At 62.8% G+C, this 18808-nt stretch carries 17 protein-coding genes and 1 tRNA gene; 11 read left to right on the top strand and 7 right to left on the bottom strand.

The window, feature by feature from the left end; genetic code table 11:
- Positions 1-2: 2 nt before the first annotated feature.
- The 3 genes from V6W80_RS00855 (at position 3) to V6W80_RS00845 (ending at position 2094) form a co-directional block, all read left to right on the top strand.
- Positions 3-437 carry a MarR family winged helix-turn-helix transcriptional regulator gene (locus V6W80_RS00855; protein WP_064309166.1) on the top strand — a complete coding sequence of 145 codons (435 nt, stop codon included), beginning with the start codon at positions 3-5 and terminating at the stop codon, positions 435-437.
- 146 nt (positions 438-583) lie between these two features.
- A complete protein-coding gene (locus V6W80_RS00850) occupies positions 584-1000 on the top strand; it encodes an organic hydroperoxide resistance protein (RefSeq protein WP_077171140.1) in 417 nt (138 codons plus the stop codon).
- Positions 1001-1068: 68 nt separating this feature from the next.
- Positions 1069-2094, top strand: coding sequence for an alpha/beta hydrolase (locus V6W80_RS00845; protein ID WP_338545634.1), 1026 nt, complete (start codon positions 1069-1071; stop codon positions 2092-2094).
- Positions 2095-2150: 56 nt separating this feature from the next.
- Here the strand turns inward: V6W80_RS00845 and V6W80_RS00840 are convergent, their stop codons facing one another.
- Positions 2151-3059, bottom strand: coding sequence for a LysR family transcriptional regulator (locus tag V6W80_RS00840; protein ID WP_338545633.1), 909 nt, complete (start codon positions 3057-3059; stop codon positions 2151-2153).
- Between the two features lie 105 nt (positions 3060-3164).
- Here V6W80_RS00840 and V6W80_RS00835 point away from each other — a divergent pair, with 105 nt between their 5' ends.
- From V6W80_RS00835 to nfsB, 3 genes are read left to right on the top strand one after another with little or no spacing between them, the layout of a single operon-like run.
- A complete protein-coding gene (locus V6W80_RS00835) occupies positions 3165-4172 on the top strand; it encodes a zinc-binding alcohol dehydrogenase family protein (RefSeq protein WP_338545632.1) in 1008 nt (335 codons plus the stop codon).
- Positions 4172-5320: an L-dopachrome tautomerase-related protein gene (locus V6W80_RS00830; protein ID WP_338545631.1), complete on the top strand. Its 1149-nt coding sequence runs from the start codon at positions 4172-4174 to the stop codon at positions 5318-5320. The genes V6W80_RS00835 and V6W80_RS00830 overlap by 1 nt, the downstream gene beginning before the upstream one ends.
- Positions 5321-5338: 18 nt before the next feature.
- A complete protein-coding gene (gene nfsB / locus V6W80_RS00825; protein ID WP_338545630.1) occupies positions 5339-5986 on the top strand; it encodes an oxygen-insensitive NAD(P)H nitroreductase in 648 nt (215 codons plus the stop codon).
- A 244-nt stretch (positions 5987-6230) separates the two neighbouring features.
- Here the strand turns inward: nfsB and V6W80_RS00820 are convergent, their stop codons facing one another.
- The gene (locus tag V6W80_RS00820; RefSeq protein ID WP_338545629.1) at positions 6231-7232 is read right to left on the bottom strand and encodes an LLM class flavin-dependent oxidoreductase; all 1002 of its coding nucleotides are present in this window, start codon (positions 7230-7232) and stop codon (positions 6231-6233) included.
- Positions 7216-7626: a winged helix-turn-helix transcriptional regulator gene (locus V6W80_RS00815; protein ID WP_017641695.1), complete on the bottom strand. Its 411-nt coding sequence runs from the start codon at positions 7624-7626 to the stop codon at positions 7216-7218. The genes V6W80_RS00820 and V6W80_RS00815 overlap by 17 nt, the downstream gene beginning before the upstream one ends.
- Positions 7627-7821: 195 nt before the next feature.
- On the opposite strand from V6W80_RS00815, the gene betI reads away from it, so the two are divergent.
- The 3 genes from betI (at position 7822) to betA (ending at position 11976) form a co-directional block, all read left to right on the top strand.
- Positions 7822-8409, top strand: a complete 588-nt coding sequence (gene betI / locus V6W80_RS00810; RefSeq protein ID WP_027597348.1) for a transcriptional regulator BetI — start codon at positions 7822-7824, stop codon at positions 8407-8409.
- A 261-nt stretch (positions 8410-8670) separates the two neighbouring features.
- Entirely contained in the window at positions 8671-10143 is a 1473-nt protein-coding gene (betB, locus tag V6W80_RS00805; protein ID WP_338545628.1) for a betaine-aldehyde dehydrogenase, read from the top strand.
- A gap of 90 nt (positions 10144-10233) precedes the next feature.
- Complete coding sequence (gene betA, locus V6W80_RS00800; protein ID WP_338545627.1) at positions 10234-11976, top strand: choline dehydrogenase; 1743 nt, start codon at positions 10234-10236, stop codon at positions 11974-11976.
- A gap of 141 nt (positions 11977-12117) precedes the next feature.
- Here the strand turns inward: betA and V6W80_RS00795 are convergent, their stop codons facing one another.
- A complete protein-coding gene (locus tag V6W80_RS00795; protein WP_257704828.1) occupies positions 12118-12465 on the bottom strand; it encodes a hypothetical protein in 348 nt (115 codons plus the stop codon).
- A gap of 118 nt (positions 12466-12583) precedes the next feature.
- On the opposite strand from V6W80_RS00795, the gene V6W80_RS00790 reads away from it, so the two are divergent.
- Positions 12584-12659: transfer RNA gene (locus V6W80_RS00790), tRNA-Thr, on the top strand.
- A 92-nt stretch (positions 12660-12751) separates the two neighbouring features.
- Here V6W80_RS00790 and V6W80_RS00785 read toward each other — a convergent pair.
- Positions 12752-13504 (bottom strand): hypothetical protein, encoded by a 753-nt coding sequence (locus V6W80_RS00785; protein WP_338545626.1) that lies wholly within the window; start codon positions 13502-13504, stop codon positions 12752-12754.
- An 81-nt stretch (positions 13505-13585) separates the two neighbouring features.
- Positions 13586-14707, bottom strand: coding sequence for a glycosyltransferase (locus V6W80_RS00780; RefSeq protein WP_338545625.1), 1122 nt, complete (start codon positions 14705-14707; stop codon positions 13586-13588).
- Positions 14708-14916: 209 nt separating this feature from the next.
- On the opposite strand from V6W80_RS00780, the gene V6W80_RS00775 reads away from it, so the two are divergent.
- Positions 14917-16458 (top strand): DUF4214 domain-containing protein, encoded by a 1542-nt coding sequence (locus V6W80_RS00775; protein WP_338545624.1) that lies wholly within the window; start codon positions 14917-14919, stop codon positions 16456-16458.
- A 124-nt stretch (positions 16459-16582) separates the two neighbouring features.
- Here the strand turns inward: V6W80_RS00775 and V6W80_RS00770 are convergent, their stop codons facing one another.
- Positions 16583-18742 (bottom strand): DUF4214 domain-containing protein, encoded by a 2160-nt coding sequence (locus V6W80_RS00770; protein ID WP_338545623.1) that lies wholly within the window; start codon positions 18740-18742, stop codon positions 16583-16585.
- Between the last annotated feature and the right edge of the window lie 66 nt (positions 18743-18808).

The raw sequence follows: 18808 nt of genomic DNA, 5'->3' as shown, positions 1-18808 counted from the left end.
CCATGACCAACAAAGACCCTCTTCTGCTCGATCAGCAGCTGTGCTTCGCGCTGTACTCCACCTCGCTGGCCATGACCAAGGTGTACAAGCCGCTGCTCGAGGAGGTGGGCCTGACCTACCCGCAGTACCTGATGATGCTGGTGCTCTGGGAGAACGACCGCCTGCCGCTCAAGGAGCTGGCGCGTCGGCTGCACCAGGATTCCGGCGCCCTGACCCCGGTGCTCAAGCGCCTGGAAGCCGAGGGCTACGTGACTCGGCAGCGCAATGCCGAGGACGAGCGCAACCTGTCCATCGAGCTCACCGAGGCTGGCCGGGCCCTGCGCGAGCGGGCCCGGGAGATCAACGGCACCATCAGCGGCTATTGCGCACTGGGCGATGCGCAGATGAATGCCTTGCGGGAAAACCTGATGACCCTGCGTGCCAAGCTGGAGCGTTGATCCCGTCCCACCGCCGCTGGTCGCCTGCCCCCAAAAATATATTTGCGCGATAACAAGTATCGCGATAACTTAAATCCGTACCTGGGCAATCCTTGCGATCCAAGCCCGATCAACCAGTTATCGCGATACCTAAAAAGGAGCACGCCATGAACATCCTCTACACCGCTTCCGCCACCAGCACCGGCGGCCGTGACGGTCGTTCCATCAGCAGCGACAAGGCCCTGGACGTGCAGCTGTCCACGCCCAAGGAGCTGGGCGGTGCCGGGGGTGCCGGCACCAATCCCGAGCAACTCTTCGCCGCCGGTTACTCGGCTTGCTTCATCGGCGCGCTCAAGTTCGTCGGTGCCAAGGAAAAGATCGCCGTGCCGGCGGACGTCAGCGTGACCGCCCAGGTCGGCATCGGCCCCATCCCCACCGGCTTCGCCCTGGACGTCGAGCTCGTCATCAGCCTGCCGGGCCTGGAGCGCGCCGTGGCCGAAGACCTGATCGAGAAGGCCCACCAGGTCTGCCCTTACTCCAACGCCACCCGCGGCAACGTGGACGTGCGCCTGACCCTGGCCTAAGGGTCGCGGTATTACCCAGGCGCTTCAGCCGAGGCGCCCGGTCTTTCCCGTTCGAGGAGTCCTCTGTCATGCGTCCCGTCTCTCGTCTGCTTGGCCTTTCCGCGCTCACCCTGGCCCTGGGCAGCGCCTTCGCCGCGCCCCAGCCCGATCCGGCCCTGGAACGCACCACCCAGGGCTTCGTCGATGCGCTGAATAGCAGCGGTGGCAAACCTCTGGAAACCCTGAGCCCCAAGGATGCCCGCGCGGTGCTGTCCGGCGCCCAGTCCGGCGTCAAGGTCGATCTCTCAGGGGTCAAGACCAGCGAAAAGACCATCCAGGTCGACGGCAAGCCGCTGCAGCTGACCATCGTCCGCCCGGCGAACGCCAAGGGGCAGACACCGGCCTTCATGTTCTTCCATGGCGGCGGCTGGGTGCTGGGTGACTTCCCCACCCACCAGCGCCTGGTGCGTGACCTGGTGGTGGCCTCCGGTGCCACGGCGGTGTTCGTCAATTACACCCCGAGTCCGGAGGCCCACTTCCCGGTGGCCATCAATCAGGCCTATGCTGCGACGAAATGGGTAGCCGAGCATGGCAAGGAGATCGCTATCGACGGCAGTCGTCTGGCGGTGGCCGGCAACAGCGTCGGCGGCAACATGGCCGCGGTGGTCAGCCTGATGGCCAAGGACAAGGGCACGCCCAAGCTGCGCTACCAGGTGCTGTTCTGGCCGGTGACCGATGCCAGCTTCGACAACGGCTCCTACCAGACCTATGCCGAGGGCCGCTTCCTTACCCGCAACATGATGAAGTGGTTCTGGGACAACTACACCACCAGCGAGACCGAGCGCGCCAACGTCTATGCCTCGCCGTTGCGAGCCAGCGAGGCCCAGCTCAAGGGCCTGCCGCCGGCGCTGGTGCAGACCGCCGAGAACGACGTGCTGCGTGACGAGGGCGAGGCCTATGCGCGCAAGCTCAACGCTGCCGGCGTCGAGGTCGTCCAGGTGCGCTACAACGGCATGATCCACGACTACGGGCTGCTCAACGTCCTGGCCAAGGTGCCCGAGGTCCAGGCTGCGCTGACTCAGGCCGGCCAGTTGCTCAAGCAGCATCTGCAGTAAGACCGGGCCTGGTACCCAGGGGGTGGTTCCGTTCGCGGCGCCACCCCCTTTGCGTTTCAGGGTTGCTTGCCCAGGGCGGCGAAGCGCTCCGCCAGCCAGCCATGCAGCTGCCGCACGGCTGGCGAAAATTGCCGGCGGTGCGGGCAGAACAGCTGCAGCGGCAACGGCTCGCCGGGCTGCTCGGGCAGCAGCCGTACCAGCCGACCGGTTTGGAGATCGTCGCGCATGTCCAGCCAGGACTTGTAGACGATGCCCTCCCCCGTCACCGCCCAGCGCCGCACCACCTCGGCATCGTCACTCTGCAAAGGTCCGCCGACGGCCACCTGGCGCAGGCCACCGTCGGCCTGTGGAAAGCTCCACTTGTCATGGGTGCGCCCATGCAGCTGGTAGAGCAAGCAGGCGTGCCTGCCCAGGTCATCCAGGCTGCGCGGCGTACCCTGACGGGCCAGATAGGCCGGCGCCGCCGCCAGCAGCCGGCGGTTGTCCGGGGCGAGCGGCAGGGCCACCAGGCTATCGTCCTGGCTGCGCCCGTAGCGCAGGGCGATATCCACGGGATCGCGGTAGACGTCCGCCTGCTGGTCCGACACAAACAGCCGTAGCGTCAGCCCCGGATGCCGCTGACGGAATTCGGTCAGCCACGGCAGCAGCAGATTGCGCCCCAGGTCGGACGGCGCCGCCACCTGCAACACCCCGCGCAGCTCGGGGCTCTCACCCTGCAGCCGTTCGCGCCCTTCGCGCAGGGTCTCCAGCACCTCCCGGGCATAAGGCAGGTAGGCCTCGCCTTCGGCGGTCAGTCTCAGGCTGCGCGTCGAGCGGGCGAACAGGCGGATACCCAGCTCCCGCTCCAGCCGGCCGATGGCGGCGCTTACCTGGCCTGGCAACAGGTCGGCCTCGCGGGCGGCGCGGGAAAAGCTACCCAGGGCGGCGGAACGGACGAAGAGGCCGAGGTCGTCGAAGCGGATCATTTTCACTCCTGCAGTGAAGGTGCTATCCGATTCTGCCGCTTTTTCCGGTCGAGCATGAAGACGACCATGGGCCCATGTCTTCTTATCGTACAAAGGAATCCGCCCATGAAAGCCATCATCCACGGTGACACCACCCTCCCCGCCAGTGATCCCCGCGCCCTGCAGGATGCCGTGCTGACCGATCCCACGCCCGAGGCCCATGACCTCCTGGTGGAGGTCCGCGCCGTGTCGGTCAATCCGGTCGACACCAAGGTGCGCCAGGGCCTGGTACAGCGCGAGTCCAAGGTGCTGGGCTGGGACGTCTCCGGCGTGGTCCGCGCCGTGGGCAGCGCCGTCAGCCGCTTCGCCGTGGGTGACGAGGTCTACTATGCTGGCGAGCTGTTCCGCCCTGGCTGCAACAGCGAGCTGCACCTGGTCGACGAACACCTGGCCGGGCACAAGCCCAAAAGCCTGGATCACGCCCAGGCCGCGGCCCTGCCGCTAACCGCCATCACCGCCTGGGAACTATTGTTCGACCGTCTCGGTGCGACCGAAGGCGGCGGCGCCGGCCAGCAGCTGCTGGTGATGGGCGCGGCAGGCGGCGTCGGTTCCGTGCTGATCCAGCTGGCCCGCCAACTCACCGAACTGACCGTGATCGGTACCGCCTCGCGCCAAGAAACCCAGGACTGGGTGCGTACCCTCGGCGCCCACCACGTCATCGACCACCACCAGCCGCTGCGCCCCCAGCTCGAAGCCCTGGGCCTGGACGGCGTGACCCTGGTCGCCAGCCTCACCCACACCGATGAGCACTTCACCCAGCTGGTGGATGTCCTGCGACCCCAGGGCCGTCTCGGCGTGATCGACGATCCGGCGCAACTGGACGTGGTACCGATGAAGGCCAAGTCGCTGTCGCTGCACTGGGAACTGATGTTCACCCGCTCGCTGTTCCAGACTCCGGACAAGGTGCGCCAGCACGAAATCCTCGAACGCGTGGCCGGGCTGGTCGACCAGGGCATCCTCAAGACCACCCTGGGTGAACACCTAGGCCGGATCGATGCCGCCAACCTGCGCCGCGCCCATGCCCTGCTGGAGAGTCACCAGGCGCGTGGCAAGCTCGTGCTGGAGGGTTTCTGATGCCTCGCTTCACTGCCCTGACCCTCGCCGTCGCCCTGGCCGTGGGTAGCCTGACGGCCCAGGCTGCGCCGCTGCCCCAGGAGCGCACCCTGGGCCAGCTGGAGCCGGTGTTCGCCTTCCAGGACGCCATGCCCACCGGGGTCACCGTCAGCGAGACCGGTCGGATCTTCGTCAACTATCCGCGCTGGGGCGATGCGGTGCCCTTCACCGTGGCCGAACTCAAGGACGGCAAGGCGGTACCCTATCCGGACGCCGCGTTGAACGTGGAAACGCCTGGTCAGCCGGGCAAGGGTTTCATCAGCGTGCAGAGCGTGGTGGCCGATGGGCGCGGGCACCTCTGGGTGTTGGATACCGCCGCACCGGGCTTTGCCGCGCCCAAGGCCGGCGGCGTCAAGCTGGTGGCCATCGACCTCAAGACCAACAAGGTCGCCAGGACCCTGGTCTTCCCGGCCGCGGTGCTCGAACCCAACAGCTACGTCAACGACGTGCGCTTCGACTTTCGCGTCGGTCGCGCCGGGGTGGCCTATGTCACCGACTCGGCGCCTCCCGGTGGCCTGATCATCCTCGACCTCGCCACCGGTCAGGCCCAGCGCCGCCTGACCGGTGCGCCCCAGGCCAATGTCGATCCCAGCTTCGTGCCGGTGGTGGAAGGCGAGCCGCTGCTGATGCAGCGTCCCGATGGCAGCAAGGTCCGCCCGGCCATCGCCAGCGATGGCATCGCCCTGTCGCCGGACGGCGGCACCCTCTACTTCAGCCCGCTGTCCAGTCGGCACCTCTATGCCGTGCCCACCGCCCTGCTGCGCGACCTCAGCGCCAGCGAGGCCCAGGTGCGCGCCGGGGTGCAGGATCTCGGCGAGAAAGGCGCTTCCGACGGCCTCGAAGCCGATGCCCAGGGCCGCGTCTATGCCGGTGACTACGAGCACAACGCCGTACGCCAGCGCCAGGCCGACGGCAGCTGGAAGACCCTGGTCCACGATCCGCGTGTGCTCTGGCCTGACACCTTCAGCATCGGTCCGGACGGCTATCTCTATTTCACCGCCAATCAGCTCCATCGCCAGGCCCAGTTCCACAACGGCCAGGACCTGCGCCAGAAACCCTACAGCCTGTTCCGCGTCAAGATCGACGCCCAGCCGGCCCCTACCCACTGATCCGATCAGGAGTTATCCATGCAGCTGTCCCAGATCGCCCGTACCCGCTACACCACCAAGGCCTTCGACGGCTCCCGCAGCATCCCGGCCGAACAGATCGAAGAACTGCTGGAGCTGCTGCGCCAGGCGCCCTCCTCGGTCAATTCCCAGCCGTGGCACTTCGTGGTCGCCGCCAGCGCCGAGGCCAGGACGCGCGTCGCCCGTGGCATGCAGAGCCCCTACAACGAGCCCAAGGTGCTGCCGGCCTCCCACGTCATCGTGCTCTGCACTCGCCTGGAGATGACCGAAGGCCATCTGGCCCAGGTGCTGGAGCAGGAAGCCCAGGACGGCCGCTTCGCCAAACCCGAGGCGCGCACCACCCAGGACGGCACCCGCCGCCACTTCGTCGACCTGCATCGCCATGAGCGCCAGGATGTGCAGCACTGGATGGAGAAGCAGACCTACCTGGCGCTGGGCACCCTGCTGCTGGGCGCCGCCGCGCTGGGTATCGATGCCACTCCCATGGAGGGCTTCGACGCCAACAGCCTGGACCAGGAACTGGGTCTGCGCGAACAGGGTTATACCGCCCTGGTGGTGGTCGGCCTGGGCTATCGCGGCGAAAGCGACTTCAACGCCGCCCTGCCGAAGTCGCGTCTACCCCGCGAGCAGGTCTTCACCTTCCTGTAGAACGCCTAAACGCTGCGCACACGTAGGTTGGGTTGAGCGCAGCGAAGCCCAACAAGAACCGCACGATCCCATGCTGCGGACACAAAAAAGCCGACCGCTAGCAAGGGTCGGCTTTTTCGTTTGGGCCTGTTGGGCTTCGACGATGAAGCCGTCTCAATCCAACCTACGGCTCATCGACGTGGATAACGCTGCGCACACGTAGGTTGGGCTGAGCGCAGCGAAGCCCAACAGACCCAATCCCCGATCAACCGCCCTTCAGATCCGCCAGGATCGAGAAGGCGCGCAACCGGTCCGCCTGCTCGTAGACGTCGCAGGTAAAGATCAGCTCGTCGGCGTCGGTCTTCTCCAGCAGCAGCTCCAGGCGCTCGCGGACCTTGTCCGGTCCACCGATCACCGCCATGCCGAGAAAGCTCGACACCGACTCCTTCTCATGGGGCAACCACACCCCTTCCATGCTGCGCACCGGCGGCTGCAGGCGCAAGCTGTCGCCGCGGAACAGCGCCAGGATGCGCTGGTAGACGGTGGTGGCCAGGTAATTGGCCTCGTCGTCGCTGTCGGCCGCCACCAGGGGTACCCCGAGCATCACATAGGGACGATCAAGCACCGCAGACGGCTTGAAGTTCTCGCGATAGAGCCGGATCGCCTCGTGCACATAGCGCGGCGCGAAGTGCGAGGCGAAGGCATAGGGCAGCCCCTTGGCCGCCGCCAGCTGGGCACTGAACAGGCTCGAACCCAGCAGCCAGATCGGCACCTCGGTGCCCACCCCAGGCATGGCGATCACGCCCTGCGCCGGCTGCTGCGGGCCAAAGTAGTGCTGCAGCTCCTCCACGTCCCGCGGGAAGTCGTCGGAGCTGCCCAGGCGGTCGCGCCGCAGGGCATAGGCGGTGCGCTGATCCGAGCCCGGCGCGCGGCCCAGGCCGAGTTCGATGCGGCCCGGATACAGCGAGGCCAGGGTGCCGAACTGCTCGGCCACCACCAGCGGTGCGTGGTTGGGCAGCATGATGCCGCCCGATCCCAGGCGCAGGGTGCTGGTGCCGGCCGCCAGGTAGCCCAGCAGCACGCTGGTCGCTGAGCTGGCGATACCGTCCATGTTGTGGTGCTCGGCGACCCAGTAGCGGGAAAAGCCGAGCTGCTCGACATGGCGCGCCAGGGTCAGGGCATTGTGCAGCGCCTGGGTCGCGTCGCCGTCGTCACGGATGGGGACCAGGTCGAGGACCGACAGGGCGGTCTTAGAGAGACGGGTCATCAGGATTCTCCTCGGCGGCCTGATCGTAGGCCGCCCTGTGGCGCTGAATTAAAGGCTGCTTCGCCGAGGCCCAGGCGGCCAGGGCACCCACCGGCACCATCAGACTCTGGCCCAGCTCGGTGAGGGCGTATTCCACCTGGGGCGGCTTGGTCGGCGTCACCGTGCGGGACACCAGGCCATCGCGCTCCAGTTGACGCAGGGTCACGCTGAGCATGCGCTGGGAAATGCCGTCGACCCGCCGGCGCAATTCGTTGAAGCGCAGCGGACCGGGTTCCAAGGTGAAGAGCGTGAGCAAGGACCAGGCATCGCCGATGCGGTCCAGCACATCCCGGATGGGACAGGCATGGGCATGCAGGCGGCGACGGCTGGAGATACGACTGACCACGGCGTCCATGGCGATCCTCGAAGCAGAACTGGTTCCCAGCCTACGCCTTTCGGGCGGTTATTAAAAGTAACCACCTGTCAGGACTGGTATTGCCGCCTTGGCCAGGGCACAATCCAAGAGGTCGTGACCGTTTTTATTGATTGAACGTTCAATAAAAAATAGTTACCCTCCGAGGCTCCTTCCGCTCTGTCCAGGAGATGCCTCGTGCCCAAGGTCGGGATGCAACCCATCCGCCGTTCGCAGCTCATTGCCGCGACCCTCGAAGCCGTCGACGAAGTCGGCATGGGCGACGCCAGTATCGCCTTCATCGCCCGCAAGGCCGGCGTCTCCAACGGCATCATCAGCCACTACTTCCAGGACAAGAACGGCCTGCTCGAAGCCACCATGCGGCATCTGATGAATGCTCTGCGCCAGGCCGTGCGCGAACGCCGCGCCGCCCTGCCCGGCGATGATCCCGCTGCCAACCTGCGCGCCATCATCCAGGGCAACTTCGACGATACCCAGGTCAGCGGCCCGGCCATGAAGACCTGGCTGGCCTTCTGGGCCACCAGCATGCACCAGCCCAACCTGCGCCGCCTGCAACGCATCAACGACCTGCGCCTCTATTCCAACCTCTGCTGGCAATTCCGGCGCCTCCTGCCCCATGAGCAGGCCCGCGCCTCGGCGCGCGGCCTGGCCGCCATCATCGATGGCCTCTGGCTGCGCGGCGCCCTTTCCGGCGACACCTTCAACACTCAGCAGGCCCTGCAGATCGCCTACGACTACCTGGACCTGCAACTGGCCAAGGCCTGACCGCTCCCTGACCGCTTCGACCCCGGCCGGTCCGCTCCGCCCGGGGCTCCCCTCCCGCTTTTCCTTATCCATCCCTCTCTGATCGAACCGCTCTGGGCCGCCCATCGGCCCGTCTCGGCACGCCTGCGAATTTTTAATTGATTGAACGTTCAATAAAAATTAAGTAGACTGGATTCATCGCTGGCGCAAAGAGCTCCTTCTTTCGCGCCCCCTGTGTTCCTTGCGGGTGCCACGGCGCCCGCCCAGCTTGGGAGAACGTCCATGGCCCGTTTCGCCGAACAGCAGCTCTACATTGGTGGCCGTTATGTCGCCGCCACCGGTGGCGCCACCTTCGAAACCCTGAATCCCGCCACCGGCGAGGTGCTTGCCGTGGTACAGAGCGCCAGCCGCGCCGACGTGGACAAGGCGGTGGCCGCTGCCGCTGCCGGCCAGAAGGTCTGGGCCGCGATGACCGCCATGCAGCGCTCGCGCATCCTGCGCAAGGCCGTGGACATCCTCCGCGAGCGCAACGATGAGCTGGCGCTGCTGGAAACCCTGGACACCGGCAAGGCCCTATCCGAGACCCAGGCCGTGGACATCGTCACCGGCGCCGACGTGCTCGAGTACTACGCAGGCCTCGTCCCGGCGCTGGAAGGCGAGCAGATCCCGCTGCGCGAGACCTCCTTCGTCTATACCCGCCGCGAGCCGCTGGGCGTGGTCGCCGGCATTGGCGCCTGGAACTACCCGATCCAGATCGCCCTGTGGAAATCCGCTCCGGCCCTGGCCGCCGGCAACGCCATGATCTTCAAGCCCAGCGAAGTCACCCCGCTGACCGCGCTGAAGCTGGCCGAGATCTACACCGAGGCCGGCCTGCCCGATGGCGTCTTCAACGTGGTCAATGGCGTCGGCCCGGAGGTCGGCGTGGCGCTGACCGAGCATCCCGGCATCGAGAAGATCTCCTTTACCGGCGGCGTCGCTACCGGCAAGAAGGTCATGGCCAGCGCCGCCGGCTCGACCCTCAAGGAAGTCACCATGGAGCTGGGCGGCAAGTCGCCGCTGATCGTCTGTGACGACGCCGATCTGGAGCGCGCCGCCGACATCGCCGTGATGGCCAACTTCTTCAGCTCCGGCCAGGTCTGCACCAACGGCACCCGCGTCTTCGTGCCCCAGGCGCTCAAGGCCGACTTCGAAGCCAAGGTGGTGGAGCGGGTCAAGCGCATCAAGCTGGGCGATCCCCTGGCCGCCGAAACCAACTTCGGGCCGCTGGTCAGCACCCCACACATGGAAAAGGTGCTGGGCTACATCGCCCAGGGCCAGACCGAAGGCGCCCGCCTGCTCACCGGTGGCGAGCGCGTCACCCAGGGCGAGCTGGCCAAGGGCAACTTCGTCGCTCCCACCGTCTTCACCGATTGCCGTGACGACATGGCCATCGCCCGCGAAGAGATCTTCGGCCCGGTCATGAGCATCCTGGCCTATGCCGACGAGGACGAGGTGGTGCGCCGCGCCAACGACACCGAGTACGGCCTGGCGGCCGGCGTGGTCACCCGTGACCTGGCCCGCGCCCACCGCATGATCCACCGCCTGGAAGCCGGCATCTGCTGGATCAACACCTGGGGCGAATCCCCCGCCGAGATGCCGGTGGGTGGCTACAAGCACTCCGGCGTCGGTCGCGAAAACGGCCTCACCACCCTCGGCCACTACACCCGCATCAAGTCGGTGCAGGTCGAGCTGGGCGACTACGCCTCGATCTTCTAAGCCGCTCAGGCAGCGCTTTTCTTCCCTCTCCGCTGGAGAGGGTCCGGGGCTGGGGCCAGACCCCACCCGCCGTCAGGAGGAGACTTTTTCATGGCACACGAATTCGACTACATCGTCATAGGCGCCGGCTCGGCCGGCAATGTCCTGGCCACCCGGCTGACCGAAGACCAGGACGTGACCGTCCTGCTGCTGGAAGCCGGCGGCCCCGACTATCGTCTGGACTTCCGTACCCAGATGCCGGCCGCCCTCGCCTATCCGTTGCAGGGCAAGCAGTACAACTGGGCCTACCAGACCGAGCCCGAGCCGCACATGGACAACCGCCGGATGGAATGCGGTCGCGGCAAGGGCCTGGGCGGCTCTTCGCTGATCAACGGCATGTGCTACATCCGCGGCAACGCCCTGGACTACGACAACTGGGCGCAACTCGATGGCCTGGACGACTGGACCTACCTCGACTGCCTGCCCTACTTCCGCAAGGCCGAGAAGCGCGACGCCGGGGCCAACGACTGGCACGGCGGCGACGGCCCGGTCTCGGTGACCACCGCCAAGCCGAATACCAATCCCCTGTTCGAAGCCATGGTCGAAGCCGGTGTCCAGGCGGGCTATCCACGCACCGAAGACCTCAACGGCTATCAGCAGGAAGGCTTCGGCCCGATGGACCGCTTCGTCACTCCGAACGGCCGTCGCTCCAGCACCGCGCGCGGCTATCTGGACCAGGCCAAGGGTCGCCCGAACCTGACCATCGTCACCCACGCCACCACCGATCGCATCCTCTTCGAAGGCAAGCGCGCCAATGGCGTGGCCTACATGAAGGGCGATTCGCTGGAAGCCATCACCGTGCGCGCCCGTCGTGAAGTCCTGCTCTGCGCCGGCGCCATCGCCTCGCCGCAGATCCTGCAGCGCTCCGGCGTCGGCCCCGCGCCGCTGCTGCGTCGCTTCGACATCCCGGTCGTCCACGACCTGCCCGGCGTCGGCCAGAATCTGCAGGACCACCTGGAGATGTACCTGCAGTACGAGTGCAAGCAGCCGGTCTCGCTGTATCCGGCGCTGAAGTGGTACAACCAGCCGCAGATCGGCCTGGAATGGATGCTCAAGGGCACCGGCCTCGGCGCCAGCAACCACTTCGAGGCGGGCGGTTTCATCCGCTCCAGCGAGGAATTCGACTGGCCCAACATCCAGTACCACTTCCTGCCGATCGCCATCAATTACAACGGCACCAACGCCATCGAAGCCCATGGCTTCCAGGCCCACGTCGGCTCCATGCGCTCGCCCAGCCGCGGCCGCATCGAACTGACCTCGCGCGATCCGCGCCAGCATCCGAGCATCCTGTTCAACTACATGAGCACCGAGCAGGACTGGCGCGAATTCCGCGACGGCATTCGCCTGACCCGCGAAATCATGCAGCAGCCGGCGCTGGATCCCTATCGTGGCGAAGAGATCAACCCGGGCCGCGATTGCGTGACCGATGCCCAGCTGGACGCCTTCGTGCGCTCCCATGCCGAGACCGCCTATCACCCGTCCTGCTCCAACAAGATGGGTACCGACGACATGGCGGTGGTCGACGGCGCCGGTCGCGTGCACGGCCTGGAAGGCCTGCGCGTGGTGGACGCCTCCATCATGCCGATCATCGCGACGGGCAACCTCAACGCCCCGACCATCATGCTCGCCGAGAAGATCGCCGACAAAATCCGTGGTCGCGCCCCGCTGCCGCGCAGCAATGCCGCCTACTACGTCGCCAACGGCGCCCCGGTACGGGGTACTCCCATGCGTGACGTCAACGGCCAGCGCGCCGCCGAGCCCGTCCCGCAGCGTCGTGACCAACCGGCCGCCTGATCCCAGGCAGCGGAACGCAAGAAGGGCGCCCTCGGGCGCCCTTCTTGTATATGCCTTTCCAGGTGACGACGGGCAGTCCGCTCTTCCCCCTCTCCCTCGGGGAGAGGGCCAGGGTGAGGGCAGCCTGCCTAGCCGCTCACCTCACAGACAATCCTTGACCGCCGTCAGAATGGTCCGCGGCCGCAGCGGATTGTTGGCCATCTGCTCACGCAGCTGGATACGCGTGCCGCGCGACGCCGAACCGATGTCGATGATCGCCGCGGTCGCCCCAGGCACCTTGCTGTCCACCAGCAGGCGCTGCCCACTGCTGCCCTGCGGCTGGACCAGCACGTGCCGACCATCCTTCTCCAGGCCGGCCACCAGACAGGTGCGATAGTCCTCAGCACTCTTGCCCGTGCGCAGCTCCATGGGCGGATTGCGTTCAAGATTCGCCTGGCTGGTGCAACCGGCCAGGGCAGCGGCCAGGACGGCCAGGGTTTTGGTTCTCATCAGCGGCTCCTCGCAAGCTCTTTGCGCCATTTTAGCCGCAGCTGGCTTACGCCAGCCTTAACCGTCGCACATCCTTGGTTTACAAGGGCTTTTCCATGGCTATAATGGCCTCCCCCTTGCCGGTATAGCTCAGCTGGTAGAGCAACTGACTTGTAATCAGTAGGTCCCGGGTTCGACTCCTGGTGCCGGCACCATCTCCCCCCTCTCTTTTCAGTGTCTCGTCGTGTGACACCTGCCCTTGGCTGGCAAGGTCCTGTTACCGACCCTGCCATACCTTGAAGCTGATCTAGCGACTCGCCTTTTGCCCTGGCGGCAAGGCCTCTACCCACTCGACCTTGCCAACCGGAACCGCCACTACGCTTGGCTTCCTGTACAGCGCACAGAACTGTGCGGAACACTCCACGACACGAAAACGCTCTGGCGAACTACTTCCTGGCGCCTGCAGCTGTATCCAGGGTGCATCCGTGTACTCTTTACTCAGATCGAGTTTGGCCGCGTCCTCGCCTACGCTACGGAATGGATTAATCATTAGAGCTATTGCCAAAACAATAAAGATAAATAATCCAGCCACAGCATAAACAGTTATGAAAACCCAGATACCAGTCAAGCAGCAAGATTCCACCAGCGGAAATTTTTTCAATATTGACGGTTTTTTACGCTTGATGACTATCCTCTGATTGAAATATTCACCCAACTCTATGCAGACCAATACGGCAAGAATTAGTACGACTAACAAAACAATGACAACCCAAGCAGGACCTTTGGAAATACGGTCCAGAATACCGGTAATCAGCTTGAACCAAGCGATTGCCCCATAAAATGCAGAGTCAGCATTGGTGATTGGAAACATGCTTGTTTCATGTTTCAAATAACTTATATAGCCATCGTGATAAGAACGGCCATTTAAGAGAAAAATCCAAGATGAGACTAAAAGTAGCACAGTCGATATGGCGGCCAAGTCCACCAGTTTACGCCAGACACTTTTCTCTTCTTTGACGTCACTGGCCACATTGGCGATTTCTCGATCTTCTTCAGTCATATTGCCTCCCGATAAAAGAGGCATCATGATAGCAGGCCCTGAATGAAAACCTGTTTTACGATTTAAACCGCGTCACCAGCTTCAGCTGTCACACCCCAAAGTTTCTTCGTACAGCTCCACAACACGCTCTACCATTTTCTCTTGGGTAAACAACGCCTCATAACGCTGCCGCGCCGCTTGCCCCATTCTCGCGGTGGTTGCATCGTTCTCCATCAAGGTACCCAAGGCCTTGCGCAACGAGAGAGCCGATGCAGGCTCTACTAGCAGACCTGTTTCGCCATCCTCATTGATATAGCTGGTGCCAGTGCCTATTTCACAACTAACCAAGGCCTTGCCATACATGGCCGCCTCCAGCAGCGAGATGCCAAAGGATTCGGAGCGCAGATGAGAGGGAAACACGAAGGCATAGCAGAGCTCGAACAGAGCGGCTTTGTCCAATTCATCGATGCGACCCACGAAATGCACCTGGGCGGTCAAACCAAGACGCTCCACTTGCGCCTTGAGTGCAGACTCCTCCGGACCGGCGCCGGCGATTACCAGCGGCCAGGGCTGACCAGCCAGGGCGTCCAGCAGAAAGGTCAAACCCTTGTAGTATCGCAATACACCCACAAACAGAAAGAAGCGCTCCGGCAGACGAGCACGCCACTTCGCCAGCACGTCTGCGGACGCCGTGGGATAACTTCTGTCATCCAGACCATAGGGCACCAGGCGACAACGTGACTGGTGCTTTTGCAGCACGGCGCTCGACTGTAGATAGTTGGGTGACGACACCAGAATATGCTGCGCCCCGCCCAGGAATCGATGCATCACCGGCTGATAGAGCTGCAATAGACGCTGCTGCTTGACGACATCCGAGTGGTAGCTCACGAGATAAGGCTTGTCGGATAGCCCGGCAAGCTGCAGCAGATCCATGAATGGCCATGGAAAATGGTAGTGAACCAGATCTGCCGCGGCAGCCTCTTCCCTGAAAGCACTCAAGGCACCAAGACCAAAACCCGTTGATGCCACATTGAGCTGCTCGCGCACCCGACGGACCGGATGTAGACCGTGTTCGATCCTTGAAGGATGAGGATCGCGACTTAATGTCAGCACTCGCGCCTCTACACCCCGCGCTGTACTTCCATCACAGAGTTGCGCAATGACCTGCTCGATGCCACCTACCGTGTCGGGGAAATAGGTTTTGAAGAAGTGCAACACGCGCATGGCAGTACTCTGTTCTGTTGAATGGGCAGTAGATGCCACGCTCGAGCCCATACCGTTGCGGTAAGCCAGCCAGCGATCAGGCAAAAGTACCGATTATCCCGGCACGTCAGAGAGGATCGCAAGGGCATGCTAACCTCCCTTCTCCCCTCCGTTGTGCGCCCCGCTATTGCAGCCGGCGCTTCGCTCGTAGTCGTTCAGGAGCGCGCCCCATGGCATCCGAAGTTCAGACACTCAACAAGTACCCCTACAGCGCCACGACGCTGGTTATCACGACTTATGCCGATGGCTATCGCGCCGTGGGTACCGCCGCCCTGGTAGGCAGCAATGACCTGCTGACCGCCACTCACGTGGTCTATGCGCCCGATCACGGCGGCTGGGCAACCCAGCTCGAGGTCTATGCCGGGGTGGACTACAACTCCGCCACCGGGCGCTTCGAAAGCCAGCCACTGGTGCAGATGGGACGCTTCCAGTGGGATGCCTACGGCTATCCAGACCAGGTCTTTTCGGTAGGCTCCAACCTCACCGTCACCTACGGCGAAAGCCAGTACGACATGGCGATCATCGGCCTGAGCAAGGCGATCGGCGCCCGCCTCGGCTGGTTCGGGATAGATGCCGGTCACGATACGCCCCAGTGGGCCTATCAGCTGGGCTACCCCGAGGGCTCGACCGGCATGATCGAGGGCCGGGCCTATGTCACCAAGGAAAATGGCTACGAGGTCTACAGCGCCAATTCCGGCAGTGGTAGCGACATTCTTGGCCCTGGCAGCTCGGGTGGCCCGCTGTTCGTCTATGACGCCAATGGCAAGGCGCAGATCATCGGCGTCAAGAGCAGTGGCAGCACCACCGAAAGTCACTGGGCCGACATCGGCTGGCAAAGCCCGATGCTCGAACGGCTCATTGCCAGCAATGGCAATCTCCTGGGCAGCAGCATGGTGTCGCTCACGGGTACGGCTGGCAACGACAGCTGGAAGACCGGTCGCGTCGACGAGCGCTTCGACGGTGGCGCTGGCCATGATGAAGTGACCTTCCTGGGTGCTCGCGCCGATTATCATATCCAGCACGAGAGCGGCACCCAGTTTGCCGTGGGCGCGCTCAAGGACGGCATGGATGGCAACAATCTCCTGCAGGATGTGGAGCTGCTGCGCTTCTCCGACTACACCGTCGACCTCACGGTACAGGATATCGCCGCACGCCATACCACCGCTCAGGTCAACAACGTCATTGAGCTGTACCACGGCTTCTTCAACCGTATTCCTGATGCCTCGGGCCTGGCCTACTGGCTTGGTCAGCAGGATACCGGCATGAGCCTCAGGCAGATGGGCGATGCCTTTTTCAACGCCGCTCTGGTCTACGCCGACTACACCGGCTATGCGCGGGATATGAGCCCCGACGCCTTTATCCGCACCGTGTACAAGAACGTGCTCGAGCGCGACAGTGTGGATGCCGGCGGCATGGCCTACTGGCAAAACAAGCTCGCTACCGGTGAAGAGACTCGCGCCTCCTTTATCCAGAACGTCACCCAGGCCGCCCATGTCTACAAGGGTGATGCCACCTGGGGCTGGGTCGCCGATGCCGCGGACAACAAGCTGGCGGTCAGCCGGGCCTTTTCCTTGGACATGGCGCTGGGCTGGAACACGGCGGCCGAATCCATCACCAAGGGCAAGGCCATCGCCGAAGCGGTGACGCCTACCAGCACCGTGGAGGCCCTGAAACTGATCGGGATCGATCCCGCGATCCACGATATCGTCTAACATGACTTCACAGCAAAAAGCCGCTCACCAGAGCGGCTTTTTTATTGGCTGCAAAAGGTACAGCCCATAAAAAACCCCGGCCAAGGCCGGGGTTTTCTTAGACTACCGAAGTAGTCAGGAGCACTTAGGCGGTAGCCGGAGCGCTGGTGGTGATGAAGCCGCTGGCGAAGTGGACGTCGGCAGCGCTGTGGCCGGTCAGGGTGATGGTCACAACTTCAGGGGTAGCAGCACTGGAACCAAAAGCAGTAGTTTCAATGCTGACTTGCGCAACACCTTGAGCATTATCCTTGACAAAAAACTCAAGAGCGCTGTTGTTGCCCTTAGTAATGTCTGCGCCCTGAACATAACTGTTACCCAAGAACAGTTTGTCGATGGAGTTTTCCAGCGTCAGAGTGAATGCACCAGTTTTTGTAGCATTGCTAGCATCGAAGACATAGATGTCAGATTTAGCGGCCTGGCCAGAAATGGTACCAGTATCAGTAGCATCCAGAGTATCGACAGTTACGTCAGTGCCCAGCGCAGCTTTGGCATCGGCAGTTACTTTTTCAGCAGCAGTGTAATCAGTCTGAGCCTTAGTAACCAGGTCCAGTTGAGCTTTCGCCTTGGTAACTGCATCGGTGCTAGTAGTGATTGCCTTCACTTGAGCATCACGCTGTTGTTGAGCAGCAATTTCGACAACAGTTTTGGCAGCAGCATCGCTATTGCTTTGAGCAGTAGCAGCTGTGTCATTCAGACCATCGCGAGTATCAATCAAGGACTTGAGGCTAGCGAGTTGAGCCTTCAGACTGCTGTTGGAGCTGTCGATTGCAGCAACATTGGTATCAACAGTATCAAGGAACTTAGTCGCAGTTACGGTGCCTTTTACATAGGCATTGTAGCCATCGATAACGTTCTGAGCTTCTGTATTATTGGTTACTAGAGTACCATCAGCTTTCAGCTGCAGCTTATTACCAGTTTCGGTAGTAAGGGACTTAATATCTGCAGCAATTTTGTCCGCGAGCGACTTATCGGTACCGTTAGCTGCTACATCGTTTGCCAAGTTTTTCTGGGCAATTACGTTAGCATTTTGAGCCTGAGCAACAACTGCAGCAGCAGTAACCTTGGTAAGAACAGAGGAGCTCAGAGCCGCTTGTGCATCAGTAGAGCTAGTACCATCGGCCAGCGTTTTTTCACCTACGGCAGCCAGCAGAGAGTTCACAGCAGCCAGCTTGGTAGCGGAGAAAGAGCTAAAGAAGTCGGTATTAACTTCAGATTTAGCAGCATTATTCCCTGCGGCTGCAGTAAATTTTACTGCAGCATTTTGAACAGGTGCATTGCTAGCATCAATCAAAGCCTTGCCAATAGTGTCAACGTTGGCCTGCGCAGTAGCAGCAGCTTTTGCAACATCAGCGTCCGACTTAGTAACGCGAGCGTCAGCCAGAGCTTTGTTTGCAGTATTGAGGTTGATTTGAGACTGCTGGTAGGCAGAGTTGCTCGAGTTTACGAGGCTTTGGAGGTTAGCATCGTTTACTTGGTTAGCAGCGGTGATCGGAGAGCCAGCGATGTCCTTGACGGAAGTAACAATGCTAGTGGCCAGATCAGCCTGCGACTTGGTAGCAGCCTGGAAGGCGGCCAGTTTCAGGCCGGTACCAGCGTTAGCCAGGCTACCCGACAGCGACGAGACCGGATCAGTGGTCTTGGCAGCATCAGCGATGGCGGCCTTGGCAGCATCGGCGGTGGATTTGTCAGCGGTAACGCTGGCGATGGCAGCAGCGCCGGCCTTGTAGGCAGCGTCGTTGACAACGTTGGCGCTGGAAGCGTCAGTGCTGGCGGACAGGTTGGACTTGGCAGCGAAGGTGTTGGCGAAGGAAACGCCTACGTCGGCCTTGTTGGTCAGGGTGTTCTGACGGGTAACGGCGGCATCGTATTCAGCCTGGGTCAGGGCACCGGCGGCCAGTTGGGCAGCCAGGTCGATGGTCAGAGCGCCCTGTACGAATTCAGCGATGAACTGAGCCTTGGAGTAGCCTTCGTTGGCCAGCTTGTTGACCCAGAACTGCACGCCCTTGGCGTCGCCCGAGCTGCCCAGTACGTTCTGGTACACCTGGTTGACGAACTGGATGTTGGTCAGGCTGCCGTAGGTCTGGGTGAAGACCGGGTGACCCACGAAACCAGCAGCGGTAGTGGCCAGGGTAGCGCCGCCATCCAGCTGAGCAGTCCAGAAGTCCAGACCAGCCTTGTCAGGCGCGCGGCCGAAAACGGCAGCGTAAAGAGCGGAAACCTGGGCGTTGTTTGCAACAGTTGCCATTTGAAACTCCTTAAGGATAAACACGCGTTTCGCGGGCCTGAGGGCGACTCGGGCGCCGAGATTATG

This window comes from Pseudomonas benzopyrenica (assembly GCF_036884265.1).
Classification (GTDB): domain Bacteria; phylum Pseudomonadota; class Gammaproteobacteria; order Pseudomonadales; family Pseudomonadaceae; genus Chryseomonas; species Chryseomonas benzopyrenica.
Note: the sequence above shows the minus strand (reverse complement) of the source record. Positions and strands in the feature narration are given on the sequence as shown.

What these genes read in the sequence shown, in the direction of transcription:
- V6W80_RS00855 (WP_064309166.1), top strand. Translation starts at nt 3, where the DNA reads ATGACCAACAAAGACCCTCTTCTGCTCGATCAGCAGCTGTGCTTCGCG.
- V6W80_RS00850 (WP_077171140.1), top strand. Translation starts at nt 584, where the DNA reads ATGAACATCCTCTACACCGCTTCCGCCACCAGCACCGGCGGCCGTGAC.
- V6W80_RS00845 (WP_338545634.1), top strand. Translation starts at nt 1,069, where the DNA reads ATGCGTCCCGTCTCTCGTCTGCTTGGCCTTTCCGCGCTCACCCTGGCC.
- V6W80_RS00840 (WP_338545633.1), bottom strand. Translation starts at nt 3,059, where the DNA reads ATGATCCGCTTCGACGACCTCGGCCTCTTCGTCCGTTCCGCCGCCCTG.
- V6W80_RS00835 (WP_338545632.1), top strand. Translation starts at nt 3,165, where the DNA reads ATGAAAGCCATCATCCACGGTGACACCACCCTCCCCGCCAGTGATCCC.
- V6W80_RS00830 (WP_338545631.1), top strand. Translation starts at nt 4,172, where the DNA reads ATGCCTCGCTTCACTGCCCTGACCCTCGCCGTCGCCCTGGCCGTGGGT.
- nfsB (WP_338545630.1), top strand. Translation starts at nt 5,339, where the DNA reads ATGCAGCTGTCCCAGATCGCCCGTACCCGCTACACCACCAAGGCCTTC.
- V6W80_RS00820 (WP_338545629.1), bottom strand. Translation starts at nt 7,232, where the DNA reads ATGACCCGTCTCTCTAAGACCGCCCTGTCGGTCCTCGACCTGGTCCCC.
- V6W80_RS00815 (WP_017641695.1), bottom strand. Translation starts at nt 7,626, where the DNA reads ATGGACGCCGTGGTCAGTCGTATCTCCAGCCGTCGCCGCCTGCATGCC.
- betB (WP_338545628.1), top strand. Translation starts at nt 8,671, where the DNA reads ATGGCCCGTTTCGCCGAACAGCAGCTCTACATTGGTGGCCGTTATGTC.
- betA (WP_338545627.1), top strand. Translation starts at nt 10,234, where the DNA reads ATGGCACACGAATTCGACTACATCGTCATAGGCGCCGGCTCGGCCGGC.
- V6W80_RS00795 (WP_257704828.1), bottom strand. Translation starts at nt 12,465, where the DNA reads ATGAGAACCAAAACCCTGGCCGTCCTGGCCGCTGCCCTGGCCGGTTGC.
- V6W80_RS00785 (WP_338545626.1), bottom strand. Translation starts at nt 13,504, where the DNA reads ATGACTGAAGAAGATCGAGAAATCGCCAATGTGGCCAGTGACGTCAAA.
- V6W80_RS00780 (WP_338545625.1), bottom strand. Translation starts at nt 14,707, where the DNA reads ATGCGCGTGTTGCACTTCTTCAAAACCTATTTCCCCGACACGGTAGGT.
- V6W80_RS00775 (WP_338545624.1), top strand. Translation starts at nt 14,917, where the DNA reads ATGGCATCCGAAGTTCAGACACTCAACAAGTACCCCTACAGCGCCACG.
- V6W80_RS00770 (WP_338545623.1), bottom strand. Translation starts at nt 18,742, where the DNA reads ATGGCAACTGTTGCAAACAACGCCCAGGTTTCCGCTCTTTACGCTGCC.